At 32.2% G+C, this 14,506-nt stretch carries 13 protein-coding genes and 1 tRNA gene; 4 read left to right on the top strand and 10 right to left on the bottom strand.

Annotated features, from left to right (window positions below; all coding sequences use genetic code 11):
* Window positions 1–249: hypothetical protein (locus L3J07_04825; protein ID MCF6277124.1), on the top strand; the 249-nt coding region annotated here is incomplete at its 5' end.
* Window positions 250–429: 180 nt separating this feature from the next.
* Here L3J07_04825 and L3J07_04820 read toward each other — a convergent pair.
* The 6 genes from L3J07_04820 to L3J07_04795 all read right to left on the bottom strand — a co-directional run bounded on the left by L3J07_04820 (window position 430) and on the right by L3J07_04795 (window position 7,599).
* Window positions 430–513: transfer RNA gene (locus tag L3J07_04820), tRNA-Leu, on the bottom strand.
* Between the two features lie 20 nt (window positions 514–533).
* Window positions 534–1,295, bottom strand: coding sequence for a hypothetical protein (locus L3J07_04815; GenBank protein ID MCF6277123.1), 762 nt, complete (start codon window positions 1,293–1,295; stop codon window positions 534–536).
* 30 nt (window positions 1,296–1,325) lie between these two features.
* Window positions 1,326–1,781 carry a polymer-forming cytoskeletal protein gene (locus tag L3J07_04810; GenBank protein ID MCF6277122.1) on the bottom strand — a complete coding sequence of 152 codons (456 nt, stop codon included), beginning with the start codon at window positions 1,779–1,781 and terminating at the stop codon, window positions 1,326–1,328.
* Window positions 1,782–1,881: 100 nt separating this feature from the next.
* The gene (argS, locus tag L3J07_04805) at window positions 1,882–3,564 is read right to left on the bottom strand and encodes an arginine--tRNA ligase (protein ID MCF6277121.1); all 1,683 of its coding nucleotides are present in this window, start codon (window positions 3,562–3,564) and stop codon (window positions 1,882–1,884) included.
* Complete coding sequence (tyrS, locus tag L3J07_04800) at window positions 3,565–4,767, bottom strand: tyrosine--tRNA ligase (GenBank protein MCF6277120.1); 1,203 nt, start codon at window positions 4,765–4,767, stop codon at window positions 3,565–3,567. It abuts the gene before it with no gap.
* A 159-nt stretch (window positions 4,768–4,926) separates the two neighbouring features.
* Window positions 4,927–7,599, bottom strand: a complete 2,673-nt coding sequence (locus L3J07_04795) for a valine--tRNA ligase (GenBank protein MCF6277119.1) — start codon at window positions 7,597–7,599, stop codon at window positions 4,927–4,929.
* Between the two features lie 236 nt (window positions 7,600–7,835).
* Here L3J07_04795 and L3J07_04790 point away from each other — a divergent pair, with 236 nt between their 5' ends.
* The 3 genes from L3J07_04790 (at window position 7,836) to L3J07_04780 (ending at window position 9,509) form a co-directional block, all read left to right on the top strand.
* Window positions 7,836–8,009, top strand: a complete 174-nt coding sequence (locus tag L3J07_04790; protein ID MCF6277118.1) for a hypothetical protein — start codon at window positions 7,836–7,838, stop codon at window positions 8,007–8,009.
* Window positions 8,006–8,233, top strand: a complete 228-nt coding sequence (locus L3J07_04785; protein ID MCF6277117.1) for a hypothetical protein — start codon at window positions 8,006–8,008, stop codon at window positions 8,231–8,233. Before L3J07_04790 ends, L3J07_04785 begins: the two co-directional genes overlap by 4 nt.
* 139 nt (window positions 8,234–8,372) lie before the next feature.
* Window positions 8,373–9,509 (top strand): hypothetical protein, encoded by a 1,137-nt coding sequence (locus tag L3J07_04780; protein MCF6277116.1) that lies wholly within the window; start codon window positions 8,373–8,375, stop codon window positions 9,507–9,509.
* 302 nt (window positions 9,510–9,811) lie between these two features.
* Here L3J07_04780 and L3J07_04775 read toward each other — a convergent pair whose 3' ends face one another.
* The 4 genes from L3J07_04775 to gpmI (L3J07_04760) form a co-directional block, all read right to left on the bottom strand.
* A complete protein-coding gene (locus L3J07_04775) occupies window positions 9,812–10,537 on the bottom strand; it encodes a hypothetical protein (protein ID MCF6277115.1) in 726 nt (241 codons plus the stop codon).
* Between the two features lie 25 nt (window positions 10,538–10,562).
* The gene (locus L3J07_04770) at window positions 10,563–11,264 is read right to left on the bottom strand and encodes a hypothetical protein (GenBank protein ID MCF6277114.1); all 702 of its coding nucleotides are present in this window, start codon (window positions 11,262–11,264) and stop codon (window positions 10,563–10,565) included.
* A gap of 78 nt (window positions 11,265–11,342) precedes the next feature.
* Complete coding sequence (gene gpmI, locus L3J07_04765; GenBank protein MCF6277113.1) at window positions 11,343–12,926, bottom strand: 2,3-bisphosphoglycerate-independent phosphoglycerate mutase; 1,584 nt, start codon at window positions 12,924–12,926, stop codon at window positions 11,343–11,345.
* 10 nt (window positions 12,927–12,936) lie between these two features.
* On the bottom strand, window positions 12,937–14,505 hold the full coding sequence (gene gpmI / locus L3J07_04760; protein MCF6277112.1) for a 2,3-bisphosphoglycerate-independent phosphoglycerate mutase: 1,569 nt from the start codon (window positions 14,503–14,505) through the stop codon (window positions 12,937–12,939).
* Window position 14,506: the final 1 nt, after the last annotated feature.

Here is a 14,506-nt window from a genome sequence, read left to right as displayed (position 1 = left end):
GAAGATATTCACACTCAACCAAATGGTGATTTGGCTGGGGGTGTGAGGGTTGATTATAAATGGAAACTTTTTGTTGGTGATAGGATTATTGATAGGATTGGTGGGAAGGAGTTTGATGGTGTATATAATATTCACACTCAACCAAATGGTGATTTGGCTGGGATTGTGGAGATTGATAGTGAATGGAAACCATTCATTTTTGATGGTAAGGATTATGTTTTTTATGATAAAATTAATAAAAAGGATTAAATAAACAAAAAAATACACCTATTTTTGGGTGATTTTTTTTGTTTATACTCAGAAGAGGACTCGGTCACAAATAATCTCCCTAACGGAAAATTTTCGCAACTCCTCTCCTCACGAAACTGAAGCATTTCAGTTTCTTTCTGAGCACAAAAATAATACATCTATTAAAATGTATTATTTTTGTGCTCAGAAGAGGACTCGAACCTCCACGGGCTTGCGCCCACAGGCCCCTCAAGCCTGCGTGTCTACCAGTTTCACCACCTGAGCAAAAATTTATTTATTTTGTTTTAGAACTTTCTATTCTTACCAACTATCATTTTTATTTTACTTTTTGCCAACCTTATTGTAATTCTTGTTTCTTTTGAAGATTTACCATCCACCTCCATTATAAAAGGCTTGTGGGAAGACACAGACATCTCCTCAAAAGGAAAAATACTCGGATCTTCATATTTATCACCAAACATCTTTTTTTTCTTTGCTGGGCGCAAAAATGCCTCCAACTTTCCATCTTGCGGATGAACAACTATATCTCCTTTTCTTTTTCTCTTCCACACAAAAGGTTGTAAATTACACACTACCAACTCCATCTTTCCGTTGTTAGATGAAACAGTAAACTTTTCATCGTATTCAATTTTTATATCACTTGCTGGAATATGCAATTGAGAAATAAAATATCTGTTGTTTACCCACCCAATGTCTAATTTTATCTTTCTTCTTTTAGACAAAACAGTACAAGACAACTCTCCAACAGGAATTCCTAAAACATCTGCTACAGTATTATTTTTCCCAACAGGCAAAAATCCAAATAAAATATCTGTTGCAGCAGATCTAGACAAAACCTTTGCAACAGTATTGTCATCACCAACAATTACAACGGTTTTTGCACCGCGCCTTATTTCATCTTGAATCAAAACTTCGGAATTTGTAAAAGGTTGGAGTCGAATTATCTTACCCGCAACACCAAAGTCTGTCAACCTAGTTTCAATTGCTTTCAGTATTGAGTCATATTTCTTCTGCCTCAAAAAATTGTCATATAAATAGACATACATAATATAAACAATAGTTCTGTCTTAAAATAATTATTCCTCTGAATCTTCTTTTTTTGATTTTGCGCGAGAACGCGTAGAAGTTTTTTTCGCACTATTTTTTTCAACAGACTCAAGTCCAGGCATCATAATTTTACCTTTTACCAAAGCACCAGCATGCACAACCAAAATATTACATTTTATATCCCCTGTAATTCTAGCGGTTTGAGTAAGTTCTAGTCTATTTTCTATCTTTGCATTTCCAATTATTTCTCCAGAAACTATTGAATCCCCTGCTTTTATGTCTGCTGAAACTTTTGCACCCTCTTCTATTGTAAGTAGTTTATCGGTAGAAACTCTCCCAGCAACACTTCCTTTTATTAAGATATTCCCGGCTGAATTAAAATCACCCTCCACATGAACAGAAGGCCCAACGACTGTTTCCACTTCGTCTTCTTGGTATTTTTCTTTATTTGTAGTAGTAATATCTTCTGAAGGTTTTTGAAACATATTTTTATGGGTTAAATTTATAGGATAAACTTATCTTATTATAATAGATATTTTATAACAAACTAAAAATAAAAACAATGACACAATGAACACAAAATGTTTACATCTCTTCCACGGTTTCAATAGATAAAATTTCAAGTGCATTTTTTAGTACATTTTTTACAGCGGTAGAAAGTAAAATTCTACCAACTTTAAGCTTTTCTGTTTCTGCTTCCACTATTCTATGTTTTGCATAAAAATCATTAAAAACTGAGGTCAACTCAAAACAATACCTAGTAATTACAGAAGGGTTGTAATCTTCCAAAGCTTTTTTGCAGATATCTTCATATTGAGAAAGTTTCAATAATACTACTTTTTCTTCATTTTCTTTTAGTTCACTTTTTTTATTTTGATAGTTTATGTTTTCTACTTTTCGCAAAATACTATTGATACGCGCAACTGTGTACAAAACATAAAGTCCGGTATAACCGGAAATTCCAGCTGATTCTTCAATATTAAAAACTACATTTTTTGATGCTTCATGTTTTTGCATACTAAATTTAATTCCAGCAAGTGTAAGTTTTTTTACATTTTCATTTATTTTTTCTTCACTCCAATCTATGTGTCTTTGTTTTGTTTCGTTTAACAAATATTCAAAAACCTGTTCATACACATCTTTGTACAAAATCACATTTCCTTTTCTAGAAGACATCTTTCCACTTGGCAAATTTACAAGTCCATACCCAATATGAGTCATTTTAAAATCAAAATTACTCAATTCTAGAATTTTGAAAAGTTGTTTGAAGTAAAAATTTTGTTCAACTCCTGTAATATTTATACTCTCGTCTATGTCTGGATATTTTTCTTTTTTTAATTCTGCCAAAGCCAAATCACTGGTCATATAAACCCCAGCTCCGTTGGATTTTCTAAGCAGTGCGATGTCCAATCCATATTTTTCCAAATCTGCAATAATTGCACCACCTTCTCCAGATTTTGCAAGACCTTTTTCAATTAGTTCGTCAACTTTCTTTTGTCCATTTTCTTTTATATCGCTTTCAAAAAAAGTTTGTTCGTGGTTTACTCCCAATTCTTTGTGAATTTGGTTAAAACCTTCCATACTCCACTCTCTTGTTTTTTGAAAAAGTTCATAAATATCACCAAATTTTGCTTCCAATTTTCTTTGAATTTCTGCGACATCTTCTTTTTTTGCAGGGTCGTCTCCTATTTCTTTTGTTGCTTCTGCATACACTTTTCCAAGCCATTCTTGTTTATTTTCTGTTGGCTCTTTACCATTATACAAAAACTGAATTCCCCACAAACATTTTGCCACATGTGCACCAAAATCATTTATATAATTTATAGGCGTCACATTGTAACCAGATTTTTTGTACAAATTTACAAGAACATTTCCTATACAAACATTGCGCAAATGTCCAACATGAAACTCTTTATGAGTGTTTTGCGACGGGTATTCAATCAAAACTTTTTTACCTTTACCCAAATTATTTGAACCATATTTTTCATTATTTTCTATTTTTTCTAATATTTTTACAGCCAAAACATTAGTGCTCAAAAATAAATTTACATAAGGTCCTTTGCTTTCTACATTTTCAATCAATTCTAGATTTCCAGATTTTATTTTTTGTGACAAATCATCTGCTATTTCCACAGGATTTTTCTGTTGTTCTTTTGCCAAATCAAAACAAGAGATCGCCAAATCACCCATCTGCTTATTTGGTGGAAATTCTAATTTTACTTCAAAAGATAGTAAATCTTTTAGTTGTTTTTTCAATTCGTCTAACATTTATATAATTTTTACAAAAAATCTTTTTCCTTTTTGAATTATGTCACCTATTTTTACCTCATATTTAAAATCATCTATTTTTTCCTCGTTTACTCTCACACCACCCTGCTCTATAGCTCGGCGGGCATCTGAAGAGCTTTTTACAAATCCAGCTTCCAATAATACTACGATGATATTATTTTCTGTAGGTTTCAGTTCTGGAATTTGCTCTGGTGTCTGTTTTTTTGCAAATGTATTTATAAAATACTCTTTTGCATTTCCTGCCTCACTATCTCCATAATACATCTTTACTATGGTTTCTGCCAATTGCATTTTGAAATCACGAGGATTTTCTCCATTTTTCATTTGTTGTTTTATGGTTTCAATTTCACTCATTGGCAGATAAGTACAACCTTCAAAACACTGCGCAATTGCTTCGTCTGGTAGTGCCATCACTTTTCCAAATATTTCGTTTGGTTCTTCGTTCAATCCAATTCCAGTTCCCAAACTTTTACTCATCAACTTTTCTCCTGTCACAGGATTTTCTAGTAAAGTTCCTGTCACAACAATTTTTTCTTTATTTTTATACTGTCTCAGCAAAGTTCTACCAGCAAGCATATTAAAAGTTTGGTCTGTTCCACCAATTTCCACATCTACTTCCAATTCTACGCTATCGTAACCTTGCATAAGTGGGTAGAAAAATTCATGGACATAAAGTGGCTTACTATCTTCAATTCTCTTTTCAAAACTATCACGCTCAAGCATTTGCTGTACTGTAAAATGAGATGCTAACTCCACAACATCTTTGAAAGACATCTTCTCCAACCATTCAGAATTAAATTTAAACTCAATAGGATTTTCTGTGTTTTCAAAATCTAAAATTTTTCCAATTTGCTCTTTGAAAGTTTTTGAATTTTCCAAAACTTGCTCTTTTGTAAGCTGAACTCTTGCAGAAGTTTTGTCTGTTGGATCTCCTACCATTGCAGTAAAATCCCCAACCAAAACTATAATCTTATGCCCCAATTCATGCAATCTCTTTAGCATTATATAATTTGTGGAATGTCCCAAATGAACATAGTCTGCAGTCGCATCTATTCCAGTATAAATTCGTAGTTGCTTTCCAGATTTCAAAAGATCCTCAAACTTTTCTTTTGTTGGATAAATTGTATCCACAGATCTGGTCAAAATCTCTTCAATTTTTTGTGCATCAGTATTTATTTCCATATTTTTATATTTGTTTAAGCTGTGGGGAATATAACCGAATACTTATTTGGTCTAAATTTCTAAATTTCGATATTTTTTACCTAAAATTTTTTCACCAATATTACCACATTTCTTCAAAAATTTTAGAAAAAAAATCCTCAAAATTATAAAAATTTATAGTTAAAGAAGTAGTCGCTCATAATCCCTTTTTAATTTATCTAATTTTTCTTTTGCCTCTTCCAATCTTTTTCTTTCTTCCTCTACCAATTCTACAGGAGCATTTTGCACAAAATTCTTGTTTGTTAATTTTCCTTCCAAAACCTTTACAAACGGCGCTACAAAATCTATTTCTTTTTGGATTCTTTCTTTTTGCTCTTCTAGGTTTATATCTATCTCTAAATAAATTGTATAATTTCTAGTCGCAAACTTAATCAAATTTTTATTGTTTGGAGCTTCATCTACAAAATTCAACTCAGATATGTTTGCTAATTTTTTAATTATCTCACTATTTTGAGTAAACAATTCTTTATATTTCTCACTTAAAATAAATGCATCGATTTTTTCTTTTGGTTTTACTTTGTTATTATTTCTTTTTACACGAATTTCTGTAATAAAATTTTGCAAAAAGAAAAACTTATCATATTCAGAAATATATTTTTGCTCATCTCCTGTAGATTCCGGATATTTTTCTACCATTAATACTTCATTTTCACCATAAACTTCTTGCCAAATCGCTTCTGTGACGAATGGCATAAATGGATGCCAAAGTTTAAGAATTGTATTCAAAATATAATTTAAAATTTCAGGTTTATTTCCTTCAACTTTTGCAATTTCCAAATACCAATCTGCCAATTCTCCCCAAGTAAAGTCTCGCAATCTTTCTCCAACTTTAGAAAACATATTATTCTCTAAGCTAACCACTGATAAATGTATTAAATTATCCAATTTATAATAAATAAATTTATCCGCCAAAGTTTTTGGCTCAGGTCGCTCAATATCTTTTTGTGGATTTTCTATATTCATCAAAATAAACCTAGAAATATTCCAAAGTTTATTTGTAAAATTCCTAAATCCTGCAACTTTTTCCTCGGACAATTTCATATCATTTCCAGGAGTTCCACCAATAAGCAAAGAAAGTCGTGTGGCGTCTGTGCCATACTTTTCTATCATATCTAGTGGGTTTATGATATTTCCTATAGATTTACTCATTTTTCTTCCTTTTTCATCTCTTACCATTCCGTGCAAGTACACAGTTTTGAAAGGAACTTCGCCCAAAGTATAAGTCGTCATTAGAATCATTCTTGCAACCCAAAAGAATAGAATATCATACCCTGTCTCCAAAACAGAAGTTGGGTGAAATTCCATATCTTTTAGATCATCTGGCCAGCCAAGTGTTGAAAATGTCCAAATTCCAGAACTAAACCATGTGTCCAGTGTGTCTGGATCTTGCTCCCAACCATCATCCTCTGGAGCTTCTACTCCAGAATAAACCTCGTAGCCTTTGTACCAAACAGGAATCCTATGCCCATACCAAATCTGGCGACTAATACACCAGTCGCGCAAATTGTCTATCCAATGAAAATAAGTTTTTTCAAATCTGTTTGGTAAAATTTCAATTTCTTTATTTTGAACAACTTTTTGCATCAATTCTCTTAGTGTCACTTCACTCCCACTTTCCACACCTTTTAAGTTTGATTTTGGAAGTACAAATTTTTTATTCACATTTACAAACCACTGTGTTTTTGGTAATGCTTCTACAACATCTTTAAACCTGTCAGAAGTTCCAACATTTTGTGTTATATCTTCTGTTTTAACAAGAAGACCTTCACTTTCTAAATATTCTACAAATTTTTCTCGTGCTTTCAAAACTGTAAGTCCTTTATATTTTCCAGAGTTTTCATTCATTTTTCCATCTTCACCAATTACTTGAATAAGTTCAATTGGTTCATTTTTTGCTTTTTGCCTTTCGTACATTTCGAAGTCAACTTTGCTATGAGCAGGCGTCACACCAACAGCCCCAGTTCCAAATTCTGGATTTACCTCTTCGTCTGCAATTATTTTTATTTCTAAGGGTTTAAAAGCTCCCACATCTATACTAAAAGTTTGCCCAACAAATTCTTTATATCTTTTGTCTTCTGGGTTTACCGCAACTGCAGTATCACCCAATTTTGTTTCTGGGCGTGTTGTTGCAATTTCAATTGGAAAATCTTTGGAATATTTAAAAGTGTAGAGTTTTGTAGGACGCTCCAAATGCACAAGTTCGTCGTCGCTACAAGTAGATTGCCCAGCAACAGACCAGTTGATAACTCTATGACCGCGGTAAATAAGACCGTCGTCAAACATTTTTTTGAAAACTGTGTTTACTGCTTTATGTCTTTTTTCGTCCAGCGTAAAAGCCTCGCGACCCCAATCCAAACTTGCTCCTATTTTTTTTGTTTGATGGACTATTGTGTCGTGAGATTCTTGTGCAAATTTTCTTACTTCATCCAAAAATTTTTCTCTTCCTAAAGTTTCTTTTGGTTTTTGCATTCCAGCGTCTATCAACATTTTTTCTACTTTTGTCTCTGTTGCAACTGCAGCATGATCAGTCCCAGGAAGCCACAAAGTCTTATCTCCTTTCATTCTGTGATAACGAACCATCACATCTTCAATAGCGAGCATCATAGCGTGCCCCATATGAAGTGTTCCTGTCACATTTGGCGGAGGCAATACTATTGAAAAAGGTTTTGCATCTTTTTTTGTAACACCTTTTTTAACGCATTCGTCTGGACTAAAAAATCCAGAGTCTTCCCAACTTTTGTAAATTTTATCCTCAAACTTTTTTGGCTCGTATGCCTTATCTAATTCCTTCATAACAATTTTTGTATTCAGTAAAGATGTATTTTCAAGTTTAATCTCATTTCTCCTTGTAGTTTAAAAGAAATTCACTAAAAAATCAACTAATAAGTGTTCTAAATGTTCTATCGCTACACTTGTTCCGGTTGTTAAAGTTGTAAAAAGGGAAAATAATGATTATTTAACTTTACAAAATACGTAAAAAATGGTAATTTAATATTGGTTCATTTTACCAGTACCACAAGGAGAAAATTATGCTCGGTCTGACTTTTACAAAAAATCATTTTTCAAAAAATTCTAAAGGTGAAGAAATTCAAGTTTGTGAATTTGAAATTCGTAGGTTTGATGGACACAAAAGATATAGATTTACTATGATAAATAGAATAACTTTTTTATTGGAAAAATATATAATAGAAATAATACATTGAAAGAAATTGTAGAATGTCAAGACCGTGTTATATTTTCTCAAGCTATCGAATCTATCCTTCCAAGAAATCCAGATACTGGAGATTTACTTACGACAGGATATGAATTTGTAATTGCACGAACTTTTTGGCTTGATGGAAGAAAACACAAACAAGAAGAAATAAATATAGAAAAAGCACAAAAAGAAAGAGAAAAGAAAGAAGCAAGAGAAAAAAGAATTTTCTAAAACTCACAAAATCGTACTATTTGCAGTACGGTTTTTTATTTATTAAAAATACTTGGCATATTTATTTACTATTTTTTGTTTTTCTGCTTGACATTATGCTCACAAATTGATAATATTATCTACTATACATATCACCAATATGGTATTAACATTAGTAGAACAAATTAACCAAGTACTGGAGAATAAAAAGAATGTACTTGTATGCTTCCCAAAAAATGGAAATCACGACGCTATCGCAAGTTCGATTGCGCTTTCTTTGTTTTTCAAAAAATTAGGTAAAAATGTAGATGTTATATCAGAAAGTTTTAAAAATCCTGAACAGCTAAATTTTCTTCCAGAAACAAAAAAAATAACTTCAAAATTTGAAGATTTGCGTAGATGTATTATAAAAGTAGATCTAACAAAAAATGGTCTAAAAGAAGTAAACTATAGTGTAGCTGGTGATAAGTTGAGCATTTCTATCACTCCAAAAAATGGAGCATTTTTGCCAGACCAAATAAAAATGCGTTCAACTGAATTTAAATACGATTTAATTGTAACGGTTGGAGTAGTAGAATTGGAATCTTTAGGAAAAATTTATAGAAACAATACAAAATTATTTTTCGATACACCGATTTTAAATGTAGGATTTAGTACAGAAAATGAACATTTTGGTCATATCAATTTTGTAAACATTACATCTACTTCTATCTCTGAAACTGTATATCTACTTATCAACAAGTTGGCTTCAGAACATTTGGATAGTGATATTGCAAATGCGCTACTTACTGGAATGATTGTAAATACAAAAAGTTTTCAATCTCCAAAAATTCGTCCGCGTACCTTGATGATTGCAAGCCAACTCATAAAACTTGGAGCAAATAGGCAAGAAGTTGTACAAAATTTATACAAAAATAAAAAACTTTCTACATTAAAATTATGGGGAGATGTTTTGACAAATTTACAAAATAATATTGAGTCAAAGTTTGTGTGGTCCACCATTACTAGTGATAATTTTGTAAGAACTGGAACAAATGTGAAAGATTTAAATGATATTTTTGATGATTTAATCCTAACTTCACCTGATGCAAAAATAGTACTACTTTTGCACGAACATCCAAAACAAAATAATTCAATATATGGAATTTTGAAAACTGTAAAACCATTTAATGCTATAAAAATTTCTAGAGAGTTTAGACCAACAGGAAATTCTACAGAAGTTCGTTTTGTTTTGACCAACGAAACACTAAAAAATGCAGAAAACAAAATTACACAAAAAATATTAGAAAATCTTTAATGTTTTTCTATATAATTTTATTTTTAAAATATTGTGAATCAAAAACGAGATCCATTCGACTGCATTCCGCTTCGCTACATTTCGCTCAGGATAACGTGATTATTTTACGTCATCTTGAGCAGAACGAAGTGGAGTCGAAGGTATACTTGTGCAGTATAATTAGAATATAAACAATTAAATTAAAACGTTAGTCCATCTTTTACTTTTGTTCTTTGTTAATTGATAGTTGTTAATTATTTCAATTAAAAAACTCCCTATTGAAAATAGGGAGTTTTGTTTTTTGAAGAACTTTTGTTTTTTCATTAAAAGCGTGCTCCTCCAGTTAGGAAGCATGCAGAATAATCTGCAGTTGCTCTACAACCGCTTACAATCACAGCATGGCTTATCGTACCTACCATTAGAATTTGGAAACCTAAACCATCTTCCAAATTCACAACTGGATCTGGAATTTCTATGTCTAAACCAAGCCCAACTTCATGGTTTTTGATTCGCAATCCAGCCTGCCAATTGAAATAAAAACCAAATCCAAAATCTAAACCAAGCTTACAATAATCCTTTACACTATCAAAATTATTCCAACGGATTGGTAGCCAATTTGCAGAACCTTGAATATTAAATTCGCGGTAAGAAATTGACGCCGTATCCTTTGGAAGATCTTTTGTATCTGTTAACTCTGTTGGCGGATACAAATATCCAATCATAAAAAAATAATTATCTTCCAAGTCATCGATAATAATAAACGAAGCCGTCAAATTTGTAGTGGTTTTACTCCACTGTTTACCACTCACAAAAATATAATCCGTAGTATCTTTTGTGGCTTTTTTATATTCCACTGTTAATTCTTTCAATTCTTGTTTTATTTCTTTTACTTCTTGCAAGACTTGTTCCAAAGTATCTTTTTCCAAATCTTGAAAATCTATATCATCTGGCACAGCAATAGAAGGTCTAAACCCCTCTGCAAAAGTAAAACTAGAACCAAACAATAAAAATACTGATATTGCCAAAAAAATCTTTACCCCTTTTCTCATGATTTATACCTTTTGGTTTGTGTGTTTAGTCATTATAATGTTTCAAAGGCATTGCAATTCCTCCTTGTTTTGGAAGTTTTGCACGCTCTTTGTCTGCTTCTTCTCTTATGCTTTTAGCAATACATCTATAATCATTATTCTTTGTCAAAGTTGGTAAAATACTGTCTTGAATATATCCAGAATCAGATTTACTATCTGCAAATCTCCTCCTAGCTCTTCTGTAAGCTTCTTCACTATTTACAAAAAATAAAACAGCTTCCAAAACCAACAAAAGTGGTGCTTGAATACAATCTAAAGAAGTTTTTTCAAAAGTAAACTCACTTCCTTTGCCATTTTTAATAGTTAAACTAGTTTTAACAGCTACTCCAAAGCCAAACTCATACAATTTATCATTTTTTGGATTTCGAGAAATACTATTTTGCCTACCTATTGACTCCTGTTTAAAACTAAGAGTTGTAACAGTTTTTAAAGTTTGAAAATCTGCAAATAAAGCAGAACGCAAACCTAAAAAGAAAGCATGAAGTGTGCCAACTCCCTGTTTCTCATTGATTTCTACAGTTCTATTTCCTAATTTTAAAGAACAAACAATAGTAAGTTCACCATTTTTATCCTCTGGAGTACTAAAAGGTATTCTAGAAGGAGTCTCTACATAATCACCCCTCAAAACCTCTTTCATAACTTGATAGGATTTTGCAAAATGATTATCACCTTGAATATACTCTGGCATTTTCCCCTCCTGTTGTGATTGTGAACACTGTCTATTTTTTAAACATAGTTATATTATGCACACAAAATTATATCATCGTCAAGGTAATAGTGACTGGCCTGTCATCTCCGGTGGTTGCTCTATTTCTAAAATCTTCAAAACTGTTGGTGCTACATCTGCAAGCATGCCAACTGAAGTCATAAGACTCAAATCTCCTTCTGGCGGATCTCCTGCTGGACCAGCCTGTCCTTTATAATTATTACCAATAATTATAAATGGTACAGGATTTGTACTATGTTCTTTTACTTTATCGCCAGTCTGCAAATTTACCACCTCTTCAGCGTTTCCATGGTCGGCTGTAATGAGCATTACGCCGTCTTTTGCAAGTACATACTCTGCTATTTGCCCAAGCCCTTTATCTACTATTTCTACTGCAAGTTTTGTAGCTCCTAAGTCCCCCGTATGGCTTACCATGTCCGCATTGGCAAAATTCATAAATATTACATCGTATTTATCTGACTCAATTGCTTTTATAACTTTTTTTGTGATTTCTGGAGCAGACATTTCTGGAGCTTTGTCATACGAAGCTACTTTTGGCGACGGTACTATTTCTCTATCTTCATTTTCAAATGGATCCTCAACAGTTCCATTCAAGAAAAAAGTAATATGCGCATATTTTTCTGTTTCTGCTATATGAAATTGTTTCAAACCAGCTCTGCTCACAACTTCTGCCAAGCAATTTCTTACAATATCTGGTGGAAAAGCAACATCAACAGGAAGTTCTTTTTCATATTCAGTCATGGTCGTAAAAGATAAACCTTTTATATATTCTCTTTCAAATTTATCAAATCCAGGCAAGACAAAAGATTGAGTAAGCTGCCGTGCTCTATCTGGTCTAAAATTAAAGAATATTACACCATCTTCACTTTTTATTGTGGTTTCTGGTTTTCCCTCTTTTCCAATTACAGTTGGTGGAAATTCTTCATCAAAAATTTCTTTATCATAAAACTCCTGAATTGTTTTTAAAGGGTCTGTTGTATAATTTTCAGCGACACCTTCTACCATTGCTCTATATGCTTTTTCTACTCTATCCCATCTACTGTCCCTATCCAATGCAAAATATCTTCCAGACAAAGACGCAATTTTTCCAACACCAATTTCTTTCATTTTTGTTTGAAGTTCTTGTACAAATTGAATTCCAGCATTATACAACGCATCGCGACCATCCATAATTACATGCACAAAAACTTTTTTGATTTTTTGTTTTTTTGCAAACTCCAAGAGAGCATAACAATGTTTGTCTGCTGCATGCACATTTCCAGGACTTACCAAACCTATCAAATGAAGTGATGACTTATTATTTTTTACCTGCTCAGCAACTTTTAAAAAAGCTTCATTTTCAAAAAAATCACCCTCTTCAATACTCTTGTTTATTCTTGGAAAAGTTTGGTAATAAACTCTTCCAGCCCCAATATTCAAATGCCCAACTTCTGAATTTCCCATTTCCCCATAAGAAAGACCGACCTCTGAACTAGATGCCGAAATAGTCATCACTGGGTACTCTTTTATAAATTTGTCAAAACTTGGTGTTTTTCCTTGTGTAATTGCGTTTCCTTTGTGATCTGGGGCAACACCCCAACCATCTAATACAGCCAACACAACTGGCTTTGGTCTATCTGCCATAAAATTATATTTAAATTAAAGATTTACCGGTCATCTCCTTTGGTTTTTTAATATCCATTATTTTTAATAGCGTTGGTGCAACATCGGCAAGTTTTCCTCCTGTTTTCAATTCTATATCTTTTACTTTTTTCTTAATAAAAATACAAGGGACAGGGTTTGTTGTGTGTTCTGTTCTAACTCCTTTTGTTTTTTTGTAAATCATTTCTTCAGCATTACCATGATCTGCAATAATTAACACCTGCCCATTCTTTTTTAAAACACCTTTTACTAGTCGTTTTATCTGTTTATCCAGAAATCCTAATGCTTTTTTTGCAGATTTAAAATTTCCAGTATGTGCAACAATATCCGCATTTGGATAATTTACACAAATAAAATTATATTTATCTTTTTTAATATAATCCAAAATAATACTAGTTAAATTTTTACAATGCATCTGTGGCTTTTCTGAATAAGAATAGTGACAGCCCGATCTTATCATTTCCCTATCTTCACCATTTACCGCACCAGCATAACCTCCATTTATAAAATATGTAATATGTGCATATTTCTCTGTTTCTGATATATAAAGTTGTTTATATTCCTCTCCAATTGCTTTTGCTAGCGGCATTTTTATATCTGGACTAGGAAACGCAGTTAAAACACCTTCTAAATCTGGCCCAAAATCTGTCATCGCGACAAAGCGAATATTTTTTGGTTTATTTTTCCTCTTAAATGCACCTTTATTGTGCTTTATGAAATCCTTTTGTACAAAAGCTTTTGTAAGCTGTCTTGCTCTATCACTTCTTGCATTATAAAAATATACCACATCGTTATCTTTTATTTTTGATATTGGTTTTCTTTTTTTATTTATTAAAACTGTTGGATGAATAAATTCATCTGTTTCCCCTCTTTTGTATGCTTTATTTATGGCTTCCTCTGCACTTACTGCTGTATATTTAGCTTCTCCAGAAACTATCAAATTGTAAGTTTTTTCTGTTCTTTCCCAGACCTTATTTCTATCCATAGAATAAAAACGACCACTTATACTGGCTATTTTTTCTCCATTTTTTAAATATTTTTTTAATTTCTTTAAATACTTTATTGCAGAATTAGGAGGTGCATCTCTACCATCTGTAAATAAGTGTAATGAGATTTTTTTATACTCTTCTCTTCTAAAAAAATTTAAAAGCTCGTATAAATGATCTGGGCAAGCGTGTGCAGAATGTCCATTGGTTAAAAGTCCAAAAATATGCACAGTAGAATTATATTTTTTTGCGTGAAAAAGTGCCTGCTTGAAAGCTAAATTTTTGAAAAAAGTACCATCTTTTATTGCTTTTGATATTATCATTAAATCCTGCTCAACAATTCTTCCTGCGCCTATATTAAAGTGTCCTGCTTCGGAATTTCCTTTTTGACCAGAACGCAAACCAACACTTACACCAGATGCTTTCAATTCTGTACTTGGATATTTTTTTATATACTTAAAAATATTTGGAGCAGTTTTTGGTGTAATAGCATTTCCAATATTCTTAAACCCAGTCAAACCAAACCCATCCAAAATAACCAAAACCGTAAGTTTTTTATCTTTAATTTTTGACATA

The organism is Candidatus Magasanikbacteria bacterium, from assembly GCA_021648085.1.
In the GTDB taxonomy this organism is placed as follows: Bacteria; Patescibacteriota; Patescibacteriia; order Magasanikbacterales; family UBA922; genus JAKITS01.
Note: the sequence above shows the minus strand (reverse complement) of the source record. Positions and strands in the feature narration are given on the sequence as shown.

What these genes read in the sequence shown, in the direction of transcription:
- L3J07_04815 (MCF6277123.1), bottom strand. Translation starts at nt 1,295, where the DNA reads ATGTATGTCTATTTATATGACAATTTTTTGAGGCAGAAGAAATATGAC.
- L3J07_04810 (MCF6277122.1), bottom strand. Translation starts at nt 1,781, where the DNA reads ATGTTTCAAAAACCTTCAGAAGATATTACTACTACAAATAAAGAAAAA.
- argS (MCF6277121.1), bottom strand. Translation starts at nt 3,564, where the DNA reads ATGTTAGACGAATTGAAAAAACAACTAAAAGATTTACTATCTTTTGAA.
- tyrS (MCF6277120.1), bottom strand. Translation starts at nt 4,767, where the DNA reads ATGGAAATAAATACTGATGCACAAAAAATTGAAGAGATTTTGACCAGA.
- L3J07_04795 (MCF6277119.1), bottom strand. Translation starts at nt 7,599, where the DNA reads ATGAAGGAATTAGATAAGGCATACGAGCCAAAAAAGTTTGAGGATAAA.
- L3J07_04790 (MCF6277118.1), top strand. Translation starts at nt 7,836, where the DNA reads ATGCTCGGTCTGACTTTTACAAAAAATCATTTTTCAAAAAATTCTAAA.
- L3J07_04780 (MCF6277116.1), top strand. Translation starts at nt 8,373, where the DNA reads ATGGTATTAACATTAGTAGAACAAATTAACCAAGTACTGGAGAATAAA.
- L3J07_04775 (MCF6277115.1), bottom strand. Translation starts at nt 10,537, where the DNA reads ATGAGAAAAGGGGTAAAGATTTTTTTGGCAATATCAGTATTTTTATTG.
- L3J07_04770 (MCF6277114.1), bottom strand. Translation starts at nt 11,264, where the DNA reads ATGCCAGAGTATATTCAAGGTGATAATCATTTTGCAAAATCCTATCAA.
- gpmI (MCF6277113.1), bottom strand. Translation starts at nt 12,926, where the DNA reads ATGGCAGATAGACCAAAGCCAGTTGTGTTGGCTGTATTAGATGGTTGG.
- gpmI (MCF6277112.1), bottom strand. Translation starts at nt 14,505, where the DNA reads ATGTCAAAAATTAAAGATAAAAAACTTACGGTTTTGGTTATTTTGGAT.